Origin of the sequence: Pseudomonas sp. R3-56 (assembly GCF_051132075.1) — a bacterium.
Lineage (GTDB): Bacteria > Pseudomonadota > Gammaproteobacteria > Pseudomonadales > Pseudomonadaceae > Aquipseudomonas.
Map to the genome: position 1 here is coordinate 4,767,945 of NZ_CP071657.1, position 18,062 is coordinate 4,786,006.

Annotated in this window: 19 protein-coding genes; 7 read left to right on the forward strand and 12 right to left on the reverse strand. The window is 60.5% G+C overall.

Annotation, left to right across the window (positions count from 1 at the left end):
* Positions 1–110: 110 nt before the first annotated feature.
* Together J3P96_RS21695 and J3P96_RS21700 are read left to right on the forward strand one after the other, a co-directional pair.
* Positions 111–635 (forward strand): hypothetical protein, encoded by a 525-nt coding sequence (locus tag J3P96_RS21695; protein WP_434653460.1) that lies wholly within the window; start codon positions 111–113, stop codon positions 633–635.
* A gap of 302 nt (positions 636–937) precedes the next feature.
* Positions 938–1,357: a GNAT family N-acetyltransferase gene (locus J3P96_RS21700; RefSeq protein WP_434653462.1), complete on the forward strand. Its 420-nt coding sequence runs from the start codon at positions 938–940 to the stop codon at positions 1,355–1,357.
* A gap of 124 nt (positions 1,358–1,481) precedes the next feature.
* Here the strand turns inward: J3P96_RS21700 and def are convergent, their stop codons facing one another.
* The 3 genes from def to J3P96_RS21715 all read right to left on the reverse strand — a co-directional run bounded on the left by def (position 1,482) and on the right by J3P96_RS21715 (position 3,331).
* Positions 1,482–2,021: a peptide deformylase gene (def, locus tag J3P96_RS21705; RefSeq protein ID WP_434602996.1), complete on the reverse strand. Its 540-nt coding sequence runs from the start codon at positions 2,019–2,021 to the stop codon at positions 1,482–1,484.
* Positions 2,018–2,968: a YihY/virulence factor BrkB family protein gene (locus J3P96_RS21710; RefSeq protein ID WP_434569568.1), complete on the reverse strand. Its 951-nt coding sequence runs from the start codon at positions 2,966–2,968 to the stop codon at positions 2,018–2,020. The genes def and J3P96_RS21710 overlap by 4 nt, the downstream gene beginning before the upstream one ends.
* 171 nt (positions 2,969–3,139) lie before the next feature.
* Positions 3,140–3,331 (reverse strand): CsbD family protein, encoded by a 192-nt coding sequence (locus tag J3P96_RS21715; protein ID WP_305496312.1) that lies wholly within the window; start codon positions 3,329–3,331, stop codon positions 3,140–3,142.
* A 195-nt stretch (positions 3,332–3,526) separates the two neighbouring features.
* On the opposite strand from J3P96_RS21715, the gene J3P96_RS21720 reads away from it, so the two are divergent.
* The gene (locus tag J3P96_RS21720) at positions 3,527–3,904 is read left to right on the forward strand and encodes a hypothetical protein (RefSeq protein WP_305496313.1); all 378 of its coding nucleotides are present in this window, start codon (positions 3,527–3,529) and stop codon (positions 3,902–3,904) included.
* A 213-nt stretch (positions 3,905–4,117) separates the two neighbouring features.
* Here J3P96_RS21720 and fadD1 read toward each other — a convergent pair whose 3' ends face one another.
* Positions 4,118–5,809 (reverse strand): long-chain-fatty-acid--CoA ligase FadD1, encoded by a 1,692-nt coding sequence (gene fadD1 / locus J3P96_RS21725; protein ID WP_434602995.1) that lies wholly within the window; start codon positions 5,807–5,809, stop codon positions 4,118–4,120.
* A 367-nt stretch (positions 5,810–6,176) separates the two neighbouring features.
* Positions 6,177–7,865 (reverse strand): long-chain-fatty-acid--CoA ligase FadD2, encoded by a 1,689-nt coding sequence (gene fadD2, locus J3P96_RS21730; protein WP_434653464.1) that lies wholly within the window; start codon positions 7,863–7,865, stop codon positions 6,177–6,179.
* Positions 7,866–8,090: 225 nt separating this feature from the next.
* Between fadD2 and J3P96_RS21735 the strand changes: the two genes are divergently transcribed.
* Positions 8,091–9,035, forward strand: a complete 945-nt coding sequence (locus J3P96_RS21735; protein ID WP_434653466.1) for a lysophospholipase — start codon at positions 8,091–8,093, stop codon at positions 9,033–9,035.
* A gap of 40 nt (positions 9,036–9,075) precedes the next feature.
* Positions 9,076–9,546, forward strand: a complete 471-nt coding sequence (locus J3P96_RS21740) for a MaoC family dehydratase (RefSeq protein ID WP_003227420.1) — start codon at positions 9,076–9,078, stop codon at positions 9,544–9,546.
* A gap of 165 nt (positions 9,547–9,711) precedes the next feature.
* Here J3P96_RS21740 and J3P96_RS21745 read toward each other — a convergent pair whose 3' ends face one another.
* The 4 genes from J3P96_RS21745 to J3P96_RS21760 all read right to left on the reverse strand — a co-directional run bounded on the left by J3P96_RS21745 (position 9,712) and on the right by J3P96_RS21760 (position 13,449).
* A complete protein-coding gene (locus J3P96_RS21745; RefSeq protein WP_434602993.1) occupies positions 9,712–10,575 on the reverse strand; it encodes an efflux RND transporter periplasmic adaptor subunit in 864 nt (287 codons plus the stop codon).
* 10 nt (positions 10,576–10,585) lie between these two features.
* Positions 10,586–10,792, reverse strand: a complete 207-nt coding sequence (locus tag J3P96_RS21750; protein ID WP_249873604.1) for a DUF1656 domain-containing protein — start codon at positions 10,790–10,792, stop codon at positions 10,586–10,588.
* Entirely contained in the window at positions 10,779–12,779 is a 2,001-nt protein-coding gene (locus J3P96_RS21755; protein WP_434569574.1) for an FUSC family protein, read from the reverse strand. Before J3P96_RS21755 ends, J3P96_RS21750 begins: the two co-directional genes overlap by 14 nt.
* 205 nt (positions 12,780–12,984) lie before the next feature.
* Entirely contained in the window at positions 12,985–13,449 is a 465-nt protein-coding gene (locus J3P96_RS21760) for a PA2169 family four-helix-bundle protein (RefSeq protein ID WP_186709209.1), read from the reverse strand.
* Between the two features lie 206 nt (positions 13,450–13,655).
* Here J3P96_RS21760 and J3P96_RS21765 point away from each other — a divergent pair, with 206 nt between their 5' ends.
* Both J3P96_RS21765 and J3P96_RS21770 read left to right on the forward strand, forming a co-directional pair.
* Complete coding sequence (locus J3P96_RS21765) at positions 13,656–13,892, forward strand: DUF3820 family protein (RefSeq protein WP_305496320.1); 237 nt, start codon at positions 13,656–13,658, stop codon at positions 13,890–13,892.
* 16 nt (positions 13,893–13,908) lie between these two features.
* Positions 13,909–15,096, forward strand: a complete 1,188-nt coding sequence (locus J3P96_RS21770) for an aminotransferase class V-fold PLP-dependent enzyme (RefSeq protein WP_434653468.1) — start codon at positions 13,909–13,911, stop codon at positions 15,094–15,096.
* A gap of 78 nt (positions 15,097–15,174) precedes the next feature.
* On the opposite strand, the gene J3P96_RS21775 is transcribed toward J3P96_RS21770, so the two are convergent.
* Genes J3P96_RS21775 through zwf form a run of 3 tightly spaced genes read right to left on the reverse strand, consistent with a single transcriptional unit; the run spans position 15,175 to position 18,030 of the window.
* Positions 15,175–15,840 (reverse strand): bifunctional 4-hydroxy-2-oxoglutarate aldolase/2-dehydro-3-deoxy-phosphogluconate aldolase, encoded by a 666-nt coding sequence (locus J3P96_RS21775; protein WP_283556083.1) that lies wholly within the window; start codon positions 15,838–15,840, stop codon positions 15,175–15,177.
* A gap of 17 nt (positions 15,841–15,857) precedes the next feature.
* Positions 15,858–16,571 carry a 6-phosphogluconolactonase gene (pgl, locus tag J3P96_RS21780; protein ID WP_434653470.1) on the reverse strand — a complete coding sequence of 238 codons (714 nt, stop codon included), beginning with the start codon at positions 16,569–16,571 and terminating at the stop codon, positions 15,858–15,860.
* Positions 16,558–18,030, reverse strand: a complete 1,473-nt coding sequence (gene zwf, locus J3P96_RS21785; RefSeq protein WP_305496323.1) for a glucose-6-phosphate dehydrogenase — start codon at positions 18,028–18,030, stop codon at positions 16,558–16,560. Before zwf ends, pgl begins: the two co-directional genes overlap by 14 nt.
* Between the last annotated feature and the right edge of the window lie 32 nt (positions 18,031–18,062).

The window sequence follows — 18,062 nt, forward strand, 5'->3', positions numbered from 1 at the left end:
GCCGCCCCACCCCATATCTCTTGCCTGCAGCCCTTTGATTCCAGGGATCTGGCACGACGGCATGGGAATTGCTCGCTCCCTCGCTCAGCCACTTTCTACAGGTACGTATCATGTTGGTCAGTGCGAAACAGCAAGCAATGATCCTGCCGCTCAAGCGCCCCGGCGAAGACCCGACACCCGAAGCCGCCAGCGGCCTGCAAAGCGCCGCGCTGCAGGCGTTGCGAGATAACGTCCAGACCCAGGCCAGCGCCCAAGTCCAGGACTCCGCCACTCGACACGCCACGCAACAGGTGAGCGCCGCCACCGCCATCAGCGACAAGGTCGACGAAGCCTTCGCCAAGACCCGTGTGCAATTGCAGACGGTTGGCTCGTCAGCCGCCGCAGAAGCCGGCTCTGCCATGGCCCAGTTCAAGGACTACATGAGCAAGACGCCTGAACAACGCTTGCGTGACAGCATCCTCAAGGAAATGGGCATCACCGAAGAAGAGTACGCCGCAATGCCGCCGGAGAAACAATTGGCGGTCGGCGAGGAGATTGCCCAGCGCATGCAGGACAAGTCGGCCATGGCGCAAATGGAGAAGGATCAGCAGAGCGAGAAAAACCCTGCCCAGAGCACTGTCATCGCCACCCTCTGAGTCTGGCAGCGCCTCGGTATCACCTCAGCGGGTTTGGGCGGAACGATGCAACCTCCGCCTCAAACCTGCGACCAGCCGAGTCGACAGCACTTCAATGACCGAACAGATTGACCTTCTTGGCTTTTTTGTCAGCGCGTTTTTCATCGGCGCTCTTCGCTGGTTTTTTCTTTGCCGCTTTTTTTGAATCCATGCCTTTGGCCATGATACGCACTCCATTCATACGGGATGTACCTCAGGTATACACCTATCCCTGCAGCCGCGTTCTTTTATAATCGCCTCCCCCTCTTCGTCATTACCCAGCCATGTCCGAAATCCGTTATGCAGAGCTCGAAGAATCGCTTTGGCCGTTGATGAACAAATTTTATCGTGCCCACCAATCCTCGATGAAAGCCGTGCGCGACGCGCAACTCTGGGTGGCGCGGCGCGATGAAATCATCGCGGCCCTGTGCCTGCGACCGGTGTCCGGTGGGCATTGGTTGACGGGGTTGTTCGTCGACCCGGCGTTCCGCGCGCAAGGCATCGCGGCGCGGTTGATAGAAGAGGCAGTGAACGGCGTGGAGGCGCCGGTATGGCTGTTCTGCCACCCTGACCTGCGCAGCTTTTATGAGCGACGCGGGTTCGCCTTCGATCCGGAGCTGCCTTATGCGATGGCTGAACGGCTGAATCGGTATGCGCGGAGCAAGCCGATGATTGCGATGGGGTGGGTGCCTGCAAGACCCTGAAGACCCATCAGTCCAGTGTGGGAGCGAGCTTGCTCGCGATGGCGTCAGGTCAGCTGCATCAATTTGGATGACACACCGCAATCGCGAGCAAGCTCGCTCCCACAGGGTTTTGGGTAGGACTCAGCTAATCGTCGGCGGTGGGATCCAGCTCCGGAAACATCACCTCGGTGAACCCGAACTTGCTGAAGTCGGTGATGCGCGATGGGTACAAGCGGCCGATCAGGTGATCACATTCATGCTGGACTACCCGCGCGTGGAAGCCTGAGGCGGTGCGCACGATCGGCTCGCCCTTCGGGTCGAAACCTTCATAGCGGATGTGCTGGTAGCGATCCACCGCACCGCGCAGGCCCGGCACTGACAGGCAGCCCTCGAAGCCCTCTTCCATCAGCGGGCTCAGCGGCGTTATCAGCGGGTTGATCAGGATGGTCTGCGGCACCGCCTCGGCATCGGGGTAACGCTCGCTGTGCTCGAAGCCGAAGATCACCAGTTGCAGGTCGACGCCGATCTGCGGCGCCGCCAGGCCGACACCGCCGACACTTTCCATGGTCTGGAACATGTCATCGATCAATTGCCACAACTCGGGACTGTCGAACATTTCTGGCGGCACCGGCGGTGCGATGCGCAGCAGGCGTTCGTCGCCCATCTTCAGGATTTCGCGGATCATGGTCGGGCTTCGTCAGTGTGATTGTGAGGAATGGAATGGTCGCGCCCAAGGCCCGATACATGCTGTTTTTCATGCTCGCCGGGGCTCTTTTCGCCATGGTCCTTGCCTTCGGCGGACATGTGCTCGATCACCGCGTTCATCTCAGCGCCGAGCAACAGTACCGCCGCCGAGATATAGAAGTACAGCAACAGCACGATGATCGCGCCGATACTGCCATACATGGCGTTGTAGTCGGCGAAGGTCTTGACGTAGAACGCGAAGCCCAGGGACGCGATGATCCAGACCACCACCGCCAATACCGAGCCCGGCGTGATGAAGCGAAACTCCTGTTTGACGTCGGGCATCACGTAATAGATCAGCGCCACCGCGACCATCAACAAAAACACGATGACCGGCCAGCGCGCGAGCGTCCAGACGGTGACAATGAATTCCTCCAGCCCGATCTGGGCGGCAATCCAGCCCATCACCTGCGGCCCCAGCACCATCAGCGCCGCGGCGGCCAGGAGCATGCCCGCAATGCCGACGGTGTACAGGATCGACAGCGGAAAACGCTTCCAGGCCGGACGCCCTTCGACCACGTCATAAGCGGCATTCATGGCGCTCATCATCAGCCGAACGCCGGCCGACGCGGTCCACAACGCAATCACGATACCGACCGACAGCAGCCCCCCTTTGGACTGCTGGAGCTGGTCGATCACCGGGTTGACCTGCTCCAGCGCCTGTGGCGGCAGCACCAGTTCCGATTGCAGGCGCAGCCAGGAGAAAAAATCCGGCAGGTGCAGAAAACCGATCAGGGCTATCAGGAAAAGAATGAAGGGGAACAGCGAAAACAACATCTGGTAAGCCAGTGCGGAGGCGTACGTCGACATCTCGTCGTCGAGAAATTCGGTCACCGTGCGCATCATCACGCGGTGCAGGGGCAAGCCTTTCAAGGCCGGGAACATCATGTGCGTCTCCTTTCGCCGCAAAAAAGGAAGGTCGCCTGGCGACTCATCGGGTTATGCCAAGACAAAGTAACCTGTTGGCGACTTTGGAACAATTTCCCCCGGTGCAAGTTCGAGTCGACATGAAAACGGCCACCCGCAGATGACCGTTCCGATCACGTTTCAACTGATCGGTTACGCCTCGTCAACGCCTTTCTTGACGGCATCCTTGGCCTTGCCCACGTTTTGCTGGGCTTCACCCTTTTTCTCCTGAACCACGCCCTCGGCGCGCATGCGGTCGTTATCGGTGGCCTTGCCGACGCCTTGCTTGATGTTGCCGACGGCTTCGTTGGCAACGCCCTTCACTTTATCGCTCGTGCTACCCATGGTGTCTCTCCTGTGAATAACTGTAAGAAAAGTCATTACACAAGGGTTGACTGGGGCCGTTTGCGGGGAGTTTCATTTTTTCTGCGGCTGATTTCGTCGACGACTGCAGGTTGCGCTTTATGTTTGCCGATCAACCCCCGAGAATGCCCCACGTATCCAGGCTGCGACCTGAAGCTCCAATCCCGTAGGAACGTTATGAAACTCGATAAAAAGCAGGCCATCGCCCGCAGGAACCAGCAACTGGGCGGCGCCGTCCTGGGCGTCAACAATTGCCATTTCAGCGAACTGAACCGCAATCGCAACATCTTCTGGTTCGACATTCCGGTGGCCCGGCTGGCCATTGGTCAATACGAATGGATTCACCTGCTGCTGCACACCCCCGCCACCGATGAACTGCTGCACCTGAAAGTGCCGACAGTGTTCCTGCGGGAAAAACTGGAAGGCCTGGAAGTACGCAACCAGGGCAAACGCAAGGCGGCCCTGAGCCTGGAACTGAGTGCCGACAAGGATTCCTACCTGCAAGACATGCGGCCGGGTGGCACCAACCTGGATTTTGCGCAGTTTCGGTTGTAACTCTGATGTCAGAGGCGCTTGTTGTGGCGAGGGGATTTATCCCCGCCGGGTTGCGCAGCAGCCCCCTGTGTCTTGCATGATCTATCGCTGTGGCTGATGAATCCTGGGGCCGCTTCGCAACCCAGCGGGGATAAATCCCCTCGCCACAGGTTTCCTACCAAGGCAATCCAATGAAAAGCCCCGCATCAGCGGGGCTTTTCATTGGCGGCGGGTTTACTTCTTCAGCCCCAGCTTCTTCAGTTCTTCATCGCGCAACTCGCGCCGCAGGATCTTGCCCACGTTGGTGGTCGGCAATGCATCGCGGAACTCCACGGCCTTCGGCACTTTATAGCCGGTGACGTTGGCGCGCATGTGCTCCATCACCTGTTCCTTGGTGAGCGTGGCCCCTGGACGCACGACGATGAAAATCTTGATCGCCTCGCCGGACTTTTCATCCGGTACACCGATCGCCGCGCACTGCAGCACACCCGGCAGGGTGGCCAGTACGTCTTCCAGTTCGTTGGGGTAAACGTTGAAGCCGGAGATCAGGATCATGTCCTTCTTGCGATCGACGATGCGCATGTAGCCGTCCGGCTGGATCAGCGCGATATCACCGGTCTTGAGCCAGCCTTCACCGTCGAGGATCTCGTCGGTGGCCTCCTGGCGCTGCCAGTAGCCCTTCATCACTTGCGGACCTTTCACACATAATTCACCGATTTCACCGAGTGGCAATTCGACGCCCGCGTCATTGATGACCTTGCACAGCGTTGATGGCACCGGAATGCCGATGGTGCCGACCTGGATGTGCTGGATCGGGTTGACGGTAGCCACCGGGCTGGTCTCGGTCATGCCGTAGCCTTCGCAGATCGGGCAGCCGGTGACCGCCTTCCAGCGCTCGGCCGCTGCCAGTTGCAGCGCCATGCCACCGGACAAGGTCACCTTCAGTGCGGAGAAGTCCAGCTTGCGGAAGGCTTCGTTATTGCACAGGGCCACGAATAACGTGTTGAGGCCGACAAAACCGCTGAACTTCCACTTCGACAGTTCCTTGACCATCGCCGACAAGTCGCGCGGGTTGCTGATCAGGATGTTGTGGTTGCCGATCAGCATCATCGCCATGCAATGAAAGGTGAACGCATAGATGTGGTACAGCGGCAGCGGCGTGATCAACACTTCGCAGCCTTCATTGAGGTTGGAGCCCATCAATGCCTTGCACTGCAACATGTTCGCCACCAGGTTGCGGTGGGTCAGCATCGCGCCCTTGGCCACGCCGGTGGTGCCACCGGTGTATTGCAGAACGGCCACATCATCGCTGGTGGGGTTGGCTTCGTTCACCGGCTGGCCGTGGCCCTTGCTCAACACGTCGTTGAACTTGATGGCCTTGGGCAAATGGTAAGCCGGGACCATCTTCTTGACGTACTTGATCACGCTGTTGATCAGCAGGCGCTTGAGCGGCGGCAGCAGGTCGGCCACTTCGGTGACAATGACGTGCTTGACGCTGGTCCTGGGCACCACGTTCTCGGCCAGGTGCGCCATGTTGGCCAGGCACACCAGCGCCTTGGCGCCGGAGTCGTTGAACTGGTGTTCCATCTCCCGCGCGGTGTACAGCGGGTTGGTGTTGACCACGATGAGCCCGGCGCGGATCGCGCCGAAAACGGCCACCGGATACTGGAGAACGTTGGGCAGCTGCACGGCGATTCGATCGCCCGGCTGCAAATCGGTATGCTGTTGCAGGTACGCGGCAAAGGCACCGGACAATTCGTAGAGTTCACCGTAGGTGATCGTCTTGCCGAGGTTGCTGAATGCCGGCTTGTCGGCGAAGCGTTGGCAGGACTGCTTCAACACCGCCTGAATATTCGGATACTCGTCTGGATTGATGTCGGCAGCAATCCCAGCTGGGTACTTATCCTTCCAAAAGTCTTCAATCATGGAAGCCCACTCCTCAGCAACGCGAATTCTTCACCGCATTTGATGCGATTATTATTGGTGTGTGTTTTGTTGGTGAATCTGGCTTGAATCAAGGCCGAGAAGTCACAAAAGCGCGCCGAGAGTAGCAGCTTTGCCGAGGGTCGACTAGAGCCAAAAATGGGCTCCACAGTCACAAATTTGACTCAAGAAAATCCAATGGTCACTTTTAGAGTAAAAATTCTAAGGCCGCGTAATTTCACCCCATGCATAAAGAAGTGTGGGAGCGAGCCTGCTCGCGATAGCGGCGTATCAGCCGACATCTCTGTCACTGATCGACTGCTATCGCGAGCAGGCTCGCTCCCACAGGTTTTCCATTGAGGCAAGCGCCTCAGGCGATATCGCGCAGTTCCCGCCGCAGGATCTTGCCCACCGGCGTCATCGGCAGCGAGTCACGCAATACGATGTGCTTGGGGATCTTGTAGCCGGTGAAGTTCTCCTTGCAGTAGGCCTTGAGTTCTTCGAGGCTGACGCCCGCCTCACGGGCCACCACGAACAGTTTCACCGCCTCCCCCGAACGCTCGTCCGGCACGCCGATGACCGCGCAACTGGCGACTTTCGGGTGAGCCATGACCACGTCCTCGATCTCGTTGGGATACACGTTGAAACCCGAGACGATGATCATGTCTTTCTTGCGGTCGACGATGCGCACGAAGCCGTCGGGATCGATCACCGCGATATCGCCGGACTTGAACCAGCCTTCGCTGTCGAGCACTTCGGCGGTCGCCTCGGGCTTGTTCCAGTAGCCCTTCATGATCTGCGGGCCCTTGATGCACAGCTCGCCGCGCTCGCCCAGGGGCAGCTCGACGCCGTCGTCGTTGATGACCTTCATCAGCGTACCCGGCACTGGCAGCCCCACCGTACCCAGGCGCGACTTGCCGCCGTAAGGGTTGGCACTGGCCACCGGCGAGGTTTCCGTCAGGCCGTAGCCCTCGGTGATGCCACAGCCGGTGAGCTGCTTCCAGCGTTCGGCCGTGGCCTTGACCAGCGCGGTGCCGCCTGAGTTGGTGACCTTGAGGTTGGAAAAATCCAGCGTCTTGAAATCAGGATGGTCCATCAGCGCCACGAACAGCGTGTTGAGCCCCAGCAACAGCGAGAACCGCCAGTTCTTCAGTTCCTTGATGAAGCCACCGATGTCCCGGGGATTGGTGATCAACACGTTGTGGTTGCCCGTGACCATCATGCACATGCAGTTCGCCGTGAACGCATAGATATGGTACAGCGGCAACGGCGCGATCATGACTTCCTGGCCCTCGCGCAACAGCGGCTGGCCGTCATCGCCGATCTGCCCCAGGCACGCCCGGGCCTGCTGCATGTTGGCGACCAGGTTGCCGTGGGTCAGCATCGCGCCTTTTGCCAGCCCCGTGGTGCCGCCGGTGTATTGCAGCACGGCGATGTCATCGAGGCTGACGTTGAGGGGCTTGATGCCCTGGCCGCGCCCGAGGCGCAAGGCGCTCTTGAAGGAAATGGCCTGGGGCAGCGAATAGGCCGGCACCATTTTCTTGACCTTGCTGACCAGCGTATTCACCAGCCAGCCTTTGGCGGTAGGCATCAGGTCGCCCATCTTCGCTTCGATCAGAAATTGCAGGTCGGTGTCGGGCAGCACTTCCTGGACCTTCTGCCCGAACAGGTTCATGTACACCAGCGCCCGGGCACCGGAATCCTTGAACTGATGACGCATTTCCCGCGGGGTGTACAGCGGGTTGGTATTGACCACGACCAGGCCGGCGCGCAGGGCACCGAAGACGGCGATCGGGTATTGCAGGACGTTGGGCATCTGCACGGCGATGCGATCGCCTGGCGCCAGGTCGGTATTGGCTTGCAGGTAACCGGCAAAGGCCGCGCTGTAGCGCTCCAGCTCGGCGTAGGTGAGGGTCACCCCCATGTTGCTGTAGGCCGGACGGTCGGCAAATTTCTTGCAGGAACGCTCGAACACCTCGACAACCGACTTGTAGGCACCCAGGTCGATGTCAGAGGGCACGCCGGCCGGGCGTTTGTCATTCCAGAAATCAGGCTGCATTGTTTTTATCCTCTTTACCTGAACGTATCCGGGACCGCTTGCGTATCGCTTGCACAGGCGGAGCTCCTCGGACACTAGCAGCTATGGCCAATCAGGCAAATATGGCAACTTGCGTCATAGATCGTGTGAATCTTCCTCCCTTGCCGTGACCTGATCAGGCGAGACGCGACGGATGCGCTATACAATGCAGCGACGCTGCGTCTGACTTTGTGCAAAGGAACCGCCATGATCCACCAAACGTTCTGGCTGACCGCGACCGATCACAGGCGCATCCTCGTCAACCAATGGTTGCCCGAAACCGCCCCGCAGGCCGTGCTCATGCTGGCCCACGGCATGGCCGAACACAGCGCTCGTTATGGGCGCCTGGCCCAGGCCTTGTGCGATGAAGGTTATGGCGTCTACGCACCGGACCTGCGCGGCCATGGCAAGACCGGCGAGGAAACAGTCCTGGGGCATTTTGCCGACGAGGACGGCTGGGCCAAGGTGGTCGGCGATCTCGCGAGCCTCAATCAGCACATCGGCCAGCAACATCCAGAAATACCAATTCTCCTGCTGGGCCATAGCATGGGCAGCTATATCGCCCAGGGTTACCTGCTGCACCACAGCGCCAGCCTGCACGGGGCGATTCTCAGCGGCTCGAATTTCCAGCCCGTGGCGCTGTACCGCGCGGCACGCCTGATCGCCCGCCTCGAACGTCGACGCCAGGGAGCCACGGGGCGTAGCGCGCTCATCGAGTGGCTGTCATTCGGCAGTTTCAACAAAAAATTCAAACCGGTGCGCACGCCCTTCGACTGGCTCAGTCGCGACCCGACCGAAGTGGACAAATACGTCCAGGACCCGCTGTGCGGCTTTCGTTGTACCAATCAGCTGTGGATCGACCTCCTCGGCGGCTTGCAGCAGATCAGCAAAGCGTCCAATCTCGCGCAGATCGATCCGGGCCTGCCGTTGCTGGTGATTGGCGGCGAATGTGATCCGGTGAGCGAAGGCAAGCGTCTGAAAGATCTGGCCGATGCCCTGCGCGACGCCGGCAATCAACATCTGCAATTGACGATCTACCCGCAGGCCCGGCACGAACTGTTCAATGAAATCAACCGCGATGAAGTGACGGCCGACGTGCTGGCCTGGATTGCCCAGGCGCTGAGCCACCAGCGGCCGCCACGTAGCGAGTAGGTTTGCAGCGTTTTTCCTTTACCTGTTACAGGATCCAGACATGACCCAGGTTACCAACATCCCTTACGAAGCCCTCGAAGTCGGCCAGACCGCCAGCTACAGCAAGACCGTCGAAGAGCGCGATATCCAGCTGTTCGCCGCCATGTCCGGCGACCACAACCCGGTGCACCTGGACGCCGAATTCGCCGCCGCCAGCATGTTCAAGGAACGCATCGCCCATGGCATGTTCAGCGGTGCGCTGATCAGCGCGGCGGTGGCGTGCGAGCTGCCTGGGCCGGGCACCATCTATATCGGCCAGCAGATGAGCTTTCAGAAACCGGTGAAGATTGGCGACACCCTGACCGTGCGCCTGGAAATCCTCGAGAAACTGCCGAAGTTCCGCGTGCGCATCGCCACGCGCGTGTTCAATCAGCGCGATGAATTGGTGGTGGACGGCGAGGCCGAGATCCTGGCTCCGCGCAAGCAGCAGACTGTTACGTTGCCGACGTTGCCGGCGATCAGCATCGGCTGATGATCATGATTCCCCGTGGCGAGGGAGCTTGCTCCCGCTGGGGTGCGAAGCGCCCCTGAGAAAAGCCCACCGCGTTTAATCTGATTAACCGTGATGTTCTTTTTACGACTGCTTCGCAGCCGAGCGGGAGCAAGCTCCCTCGCCACGGAGTCCGCAGTGCGAGGGCTATTGCAGCCGCTCTTGCACCTGCACACTCGCCGTCATCCCCGCGCTCAGGCTCACCCCTTCCGGCACCTTGTCGAGCTTGATCCGCACCGGGATCCGCTGGGCCAGGCGCACCCAGTTGAAGGTCGGTTCGACCTCTGCCAGCAATTGCGCATCGGGGTTGGTGTTGCGGTCGGTGATACCGCGGCTGATGCTTTCCACATGGCCGTCCAGCGCATGGTCGGCGCTCATCAACCAGACCTTGACCGGATCGCCCACGCGGATCCTCGGCAGTTTGGTTTCCTCGAAATAGGCCTGCACGTAGAAAGTCGAATCATCGATTAGCGCCATCACCGGTTGCCCGGCGTTGACGTAGTTGCCTTCGGCCAGGCGCAGATTGGTGATATGACCACTGCGTGGGGCCAGGACCTGGCTGCGGGCCAGGTTCAACTCGGCGACCTTGGCCTGGGCCTGGGCCTCGCGCAGTTCGCCACGGGCAATGCCGGCGTTGATCTGGGCATTTTCCCGCAGCTCGGCGCTGATCGCCTGAGGCCCCAGGGCGGCGCGGCGGCTGGCTTCGTGTTCACGCAGGCTCAGCTGCTGCTGACGGGTCTGGACCACCGCGCGAGCCTTTTCCAGCGCGGCCTCGAAGCGTTCGCGGTCGATGCTCAACAACAGGTCGCCAGCCTTGACCTGCTGGTTGTCCACGGCCTTGAGTTCGCGCACCCAACCGGATACGTCAGGGGCGACCACCACCACGTCGGCACGGATTCGCGCATCCCGGGTCCAGGGCGTGAGCATGTAGTACTGCCACAGATGAAACCCGGCGAAGATCGCCACGGCCACCACGCCCAGCGTGACGGCGACACGTACGGGTGTACGCATGTTCAGCTCCTTATAACGGTCCGAGGACCAGGGTAATGACAGTCAGGACACAGACGTACAGGGCGCAGTCGAACAAGGCTTCATGCCAGATCCAGCGCCCGACCGGCAACAGGCCGAGCAACAGGCGCAGCGCACCGGTTGCCAGCAAGGCCAGGACCACATAAATCAGGAACGGGCTGAGCAGCACCCCGCCAATCGACCATTCACGCAAGCCCATGGCTATGTTTCCCTTCTTCGGATTCGTGCTGGCGGCACCAGGCGCGCCAGCTGTTCTGCAATTGCACCACCGCGCCTTGGGCGAGCTTCAGCGCATCGCTGGACGGTTGCTGCGACAGCACCCGCAGATATTCGTCGCTTGCCTGGGCCAAAGCCTCGGCCTGATCGCCGCCGGGGCCGCGTTCCAGCGCCTGCTCCAGGGTTTCGAAATATTCGCGCTGGGCCGGGCTGTCGGGTATCTGGGCGACGGCCAGGCTCAGGCGCAGATGCAGCAACTCGTCACCGACATCCAGGCCCAGCAAGCCGTCGTCCCAACGGCTGCGCGCCGGCACCGGCAGCTCGGGATAATGCCGCGCCAGTTGCAGCAGCCGGTCAGCCATGCGGCCACCGAACCAGCTTTCAGCACCACGCAGATTGCGATGGGTCAGCCTGACCAGATCGTCCAGCGTCGCGGCCAGCAGCCGACGGCTATGCCAGGCCGGGTTGCGCAGGATCAGCAGCTTGAACGCCAGTACCGCCGCGCCGACGCCGATCATCATTGCCTGGGCGTTGTTGAAAAATGCCGAAACGTCGTACTTCATCGCATTGAGCGGCGAGACCAGCACCACAAAGTGCAGGCAGAACGAGGTGGCCGTGGCGTAGAGCGGCGGCTTGGCCATGCACAGCGCCCCCAGGAACAACGGCACGCCCATGGCCATGCACAGCATGGCGAAACTGCTCCATTGCGGCAGGAAGATCTCGCCGATCACAAACGCCGTCGGCACTGCGAGGAAAATACCCCGCAGGAAACTCATGCCGATCTGCGCACCGTTTTCGCGGCTGGCAAACAGGCTGCACACCACGCAGGTGAGCAACAGCGCACCGGATGCGGCGGGCCAGGCGGTCGCCAGCCAGAAACAGGCTACCGCCAGGAATGCCAGGGCGCTGCGGGCGCCGAAAACCATGGCCAGGGACAGATCCCGGTGCGGCGCCAGCGTGCGCGGCGGATCGGCGGCGGCCCTGCCCTCCTGCACTGCCGCGAGCGCGGCACAGGCAGCCAGGGCGGTATCGAGCAACAAGGCGAAACGAGCCAGGCAGTAACTTTGCGCCGAGCTGATCCGCAGGTCATGAGAAGCATCCAGAACCCGAGGCCGCAGGGCCTGGAGCGTCGCGCTGTCTGCAGCGAGCGCCTGCTGCACCTCGTCCATCCACGGCTGGAGCGCTTCGGCTTCCTGAGGTTCGAGTTGTTTCCACTGCCGACGCACCGAACGGGAAATACGCAACAGCATCAGCAGTTTCTGGCTCAAGCCGCTGATGGCCCGGGCGCGCTGGCGGCCCAGGCTGCCTTCGAACCAGGCGTGTTCGCGCTGGGCATCCACCGCAACGATCTTGCCGAGGATTTCGAGCAAGCCTTTGCGCGCCTGGGCATCGCCGGCCAACGTTGCACGCGCCGCCTGCATGCCGCTCTGCCAGGCGGCACGGGCCTGATCCGCCAGTTGTCGTTCGACCCGCAACGGCCAGAGCAAGGCACTGGCCGCCGTGGCGCAGGTAATGCCCAGGCTGATCTCGGTGCACCGCGCCACGGCCTGATCGAAGACCCCAAGTGGATGGGAAAGGGCCGGCAAGGCAATGATCGCCACCGTGTAGCCAGCCAGCACGAAAGAATACGACCAGGCGCTGCGCAACAGCGTCGAACAGCCCGTGCACACACCCAGCCACAGCGCCAGCGCCAGCAAGAACAACCACGGTGCCTGGGCGAACAATCCCATGAACACCACCGACATGATCGTCCCCACCAAGGTACCGACCAAACGCGCCAGGCCCTTCTGTACCACCATGCCGGACAGCGGCTGGGCGACGATGAACGCCGTCATCAATGCCCACGACGGCTGCTCCAGGCCCCAGCGCAACGCCAGCCACAACGCCAGGCCGCCGCCGAGCACGGTTTTGATGGCGAACTGCACGGCGAGGCGGTCAGGGGCGAACAAGGCCTGGAAGGTAATGGGCACGCGGAAAACTCTTCTGGGGACCGAGGTAATGAACGTAGCAACGACCGTAGTAACGATAGATCGCGCGAGGGGCAGCGCAATTATTAGCTAGCTACCTATTCGAGTCCAGAGCAGATTATTGATGGATCTGACAAACACTCTTGCGGTTTCGTGGCCCATAAAAAAACGCCAGCAGGCTGGCGTTTTTTTGCGTCACAAGCAGGTGTCAGCTGGCACGCGCCTGGTTACGCAGCGCCTTGACCTGGTCGTGGTTGCGTTGCACGCCGTGGTACTGACGCTCAACCAGGTCACGAATACCTACCAGGTTGTGCTTGTTGATCTTCTCGATGGCTTCCTTGTAAGCCTTGAGTGCATGGTCTTCGCCGCGTTCGGCTTCATTGAGGACCGCTTCTTCATCCTTGCCGGTAAACATCGATTTTACGTCTACCCAACGACGGTGCAGGTCGCCAGCGACGCTGGTGGAGGTTTCCGGATCGCCGCCCAACGAACGCACAGCGGCTTGCAGCTCGGCCGCGGCAGTTGCGCAATCGGCCGCGCGTTTAACGAACAGGGCCTTGAGTTCTGGATGCTTGATGTCTTCAGCGCAGGTCTTGAATCCTTCCTGGCCATCCTTGCTGGTCTCGATCAGGTCGTTCAAGACAGAGATGGATTCTTTATTGATGTCAGTCATTTTTCAGTTCCTTTGCTTGGTGAATAAAAACCTGCAAGGAATATTGCATTGGCCGTGCCAGCCAAAAACAACAATAAAAATACTTTAAATTCAACAAGTTACAAAATACCCAAAAATCTGTATCCGCGTTATTTGCATGATCTGTCATTTGGCCTGCATGCAGAATGCCTGTATTTTGCCGATGGTTCCTATCAAGACAAATCGCCATGAATCCGCAAAAGCTTGAACTGCTGGTGACGCGCCAGATGCCCTTCGGCAAATACAAGGGCCGAATCCTCGCCGACCTGCCGGGCCAGTACCTGAACTGGTTTGCCCGGGAGGGTTTTCCCCACGGAGAACTGGGCGCTTTGCTGGCGCTGATGCAGGAGATCGACCACAACGGTCTGTCGGACCTGCTGGATCCGCTGCGCGCCAAACACGGCCTGCCCAAACCACGCCATTGACCGACTGAATCCGCCCATGCCCGAAAACACCCTGCGCGCCCATGATGAAGCTTTCTGGCAGACCTTCGGCGACCGCTACGACGTCGAGCCCGAGGGCCCGCTCAACCTGGAAAACGGCTACTTCGGGCGGATGTCGCGTACCGTGGTCGAGGAGTACCAGCGCAACATCGAATTCGTCAATCGCGGCAACTCGGTGTACGTACGTCAGCATTTCGACCGGGAACATGGCGAAGCGATTCGCCGCCAAGTGGCGCAACTGATTCACGTCCCCTCCTCTACCGTGGCGCTGGCCACCAGCGCGGTGGACGCCCTGCAGACGCTGATTCGCAATTACAACGGCCTCAAGCCTGGCGACCAGGTACTGATAAGCGACGTCGAGTACGAATCAGTCAAAAGCGCGATGCGCTGGCTGGCTCGCCAGCGAGGGGCGCAGATCATCGAACTGGTCCACCCGCATCCCGCCAGTTTCGAAAGCCTGGTGGGCACCTATCGGGAAACCTTCATTCGTTACCCGCGCCTGAAGCTGATGGCGCTGACTTACGTCAACCACCTGACCGGCCTCGTCATGCCGGTGAAGGCGATTGCCGAGGCGGCGCGGGAGTTCGATGTCGACATCATTCTCGACGGCGCGCACGCCCTGGGTCAGATCGAGTTCAACCTGAAGAAGCTGGGTATCCAGTTCGCCGGTTTCAACTTGCAGAAGTGGATTGGCGGCCCGCTGGCCCTGGGCTTTCTCTATATCGCTCCAGAGCGGCTGGTCGACATCGATCCGGACATGGACGAAGCCAATTACCCCGCCACCGATGTGCGCTCACGCACACCCCACAGCACGCCCAACATCCCTGCCCTGCTGACGCTGCCATTGGTCTTTGAAGAACACCGCACCCTGGGCGGCGCGTCGGCCAAAGGTGCCCGACTCTGCTACTTGCGGGACCTGTGGGTGAACGCGGTGCGGGATGTGCCCGGCATTGAAGTCATGACTCCGGATGACCGGCGGCTCTATTGCGGCATCACCTCGATGCGCTTCACCGCCCACTCCGATCAGCAAGTCATGGCCGATCGGCTGCTCAAGGAATATGAAATTTTTACCGTGGTGCGCAAGACCAGCGTCGGCCCGTGCATCCGCATCACGCCGGGGTTGATTACCTTGGCACGGGATATCGAGCGATTGACCCAGGCGCTTATCCACCTGAGCAACACATAACAACGGGCAAAAAAAAACGGTGCGCCGACCAAGCGCACCGTAAAGCCGTAGAACACCCAACGAAGTTCGGTAAGACAATCAGTCCAGCAGCGCCAGGGCCTCGGCGGTGCATTCCTGGATGCGGGCCCAGTCGCCGTTCTTGATCCACTCCGGATCCAGCATCCAGCTGCCGCCCACGCACATCACGTTTTTCAACGCCATGTAGCTCTTGATATTGGCCGGACTGACGCCGCCAGTCGGGCAGAATTTCACTTCGCCGAAGGGGCCGCCCAGGGCCTTGATGGCAGCCACGCCACCGCTGACTTCCGCCGGGAACAACTTGAAGCGGCGATAGCCCAGCCCGTAGCCTTCCATGATGCCCGAGGCATTGCTGATTCCCGGCAACAACGGAATCGGGCTCTGCACGCTAGCCTCCAGCAAGTCGCGGGTAATACCCGGGGTCACGATGAATTGCGAACCGGCAGCCTCGGCGGCGGCCAGCATATGGCGATCGAGCACCGTGCCGGCGCCGGTCACCAGTTCCGGACGCTGCTCGCGCAGCACCTGGATGGCCTTGAGGCCGTATTGCGAGCGCAAGGTCACTTCCAGCGCCGTCAGGCCACCGGCGGCCAGGGCATCGGCCAGCGGCAGGATGTCCTGCTCACGGGCAATAGTGATCACCGGCAAGATCCGCGCCTTGGCGCAGAGGCTGTCGATCAGCGTTACTTTGTCCGCCATGGAAACGGTCGGGGATGGGTTTGTCATAGCGGCTGATCCTTGGTTCATGGGCACCAGTAAATCTCTAACGTAGGTTGCAAAAACGCGCGGATCGGCATTTCGGCGACGTTGTCACCGGCCGCCGCGGCGTTCAGGGTGGTCAACTTCGATTGACCGGAAATCGACAGCACCTTGTGCCTGGCCGAAGCCAGCAACGCGCGGCTCATGGTCAGGCGCTGGTGCGGTACGGTTGGCGCGAGCATTGGCCAGCAACGGCGAGCGCCCTTTTCATCCAGGGCCTCGGCCAGGTTCGGGCTGTCGGGAAACAGCGAGGCGGTATGCCCGTCGTCCCCCATGCCCAGTACCAGCACATCAATCGGCGGCAGCTCGGCCAACAGTCGATCCGCCTGTTCAGCCGCGGCCTCCAGGTTGGCGCTGGCGCTGTACAGGCTCAGGAACTGCGCCTTGGCCGCCGCGCCCTGAAGCAGGTAACGCTTGAGCAGACCGGCATTGCTGTCGGCATGTTCAACCGGCACCCAGCGCTCATCGGCCAGACTCACCACCACCTTCGACCAGTCCAGCGTTTGCTTGGACAGGTTCTGAAAAAATGCCACCGGGCTGCGGCCGCCTGACACCACCAAAGTCGCCGCACCGCGAGTGTCGATTGCTGCCCGCAGTTGCTGCGCCACGTTCAGCGCGAGGTTTTCCGCCAGCAACACCGGGCTCTTGAACTCAAGGGCTGTGACGCCCTCGGGCAGTTTCAATTCAGATATCGCCATACCATGACCTCCCATCCCGCGTGATCAGTGCGATGGAGCTCATCGGCCCCCATGACCCGGCGGCATACGGCTTGGGCGCATCACCGGACTTCTTCCAGCCGGCAATCAGCTGGTCGCACCACGTCCACGCGGCTTCGATTTCATCTTTACGGACAAACAGGTTCTGATTGCCATTCATGACTTCCAGCAACAACCGCTCGTAGGCATCGGGAATCCGCGCGCTGCGATAGGTGTCGGAGAAGTTCAGTTGCAGCGGACCGCTGCGCAATTGCATGCCCTTGTCCAGGCCTTGCTCCTTGGTCATCACGCGCAAGGAAATGCCTTCGTCCGGTTGCAGGCGGATGATCAGTTTGTTGCTGATCTGCAAACGCTGCTCGGGGGCGAAGATGTAGTGGGACGGTTCCTTGAAGTGAATCACGATCTGCGACAGCTTCTGCGGCATGCGCTTGCCGGTACGCAGGTAGAACGGAACACCGGCCCAGCGCCAGTTGCGAATGTCGGCACGCAGGGCGACGAACGTCTCGGTGTCGCTCTGGGTATTGGAATTGGGTTCTTCCAGGTATCCGGGGACGGCCTTGCCTTCACTGTGGCCGGCGATGTACTGGCCGCGCACCACTTGTGTGGTCAAGCCTTCCGGGCTGATCGGTGCGAGGGCCTTGAGCACCTTGACCTTCTCGTCACGGATGCTGTCGGCCGACAGGTCGGCCGGCGGGTCCATGGCGATCAGGCACAGCAACTGGAGCAAGTGGTTCTGGATCATGTCGCGCAGTTGGCCGGCCTTGTCGAAATAGCCCCAGCGGCCTTCGATGCCGACCTTCTCGGCCACGGTGATTTCCACGTGGGAGATGTAATTCTGGTTCCACTGGGTTTCGAACAGGCTGTTGGCGAAACGCAGCGCGATCAGGTTCTGGACCGTTTCCTTGCCCAGGTAATGGTCGATGCGGTAAGTGCGGTTCTCCGGGAAGAACTGCGCCACGGCGTCATTGACCTTGCGCGACGATTCCAGGTCCGAGCCGATGGGTTTTTCCAATACGACGCGGGTGTTCTCGCTCAAGCCGACTTTCGCCAGGTTCTCGCAGATCGCGCCGTAGACCGCCGCCGGCGTGGCGAAATAGGCGATGACTTGCTGCTGGGCCTGGCCGACCTGCTCGGCAAGCGCGACGTAATCGTCAGCCTTGAGAAAATCCACATGCAGATACGTCAGCCGCGCCAGGAAGCGCTCGATCACGGTTTCGTCGAGGTCTTTTTCGCCCACATAGCGACGCAGCTCGGTCGCGATGAACGTCAGGTGTTGCTGTTCGCTGCCAGGTTCGCGGGCCAGCGCGAAGATTCGCGTGTCCTCATGCAACAGGCCGGCACCGTCGAGCTGATAAAGGGCAGGAAACAGCTTGCGCAACGCCAGGTCGCCCAACGCGCCGAACAAGGCAAAGGTGCACGGTTCAACCGTAATCGAATGCATGATGTTTGTTCTTTTATCAAGTTAAACTACAA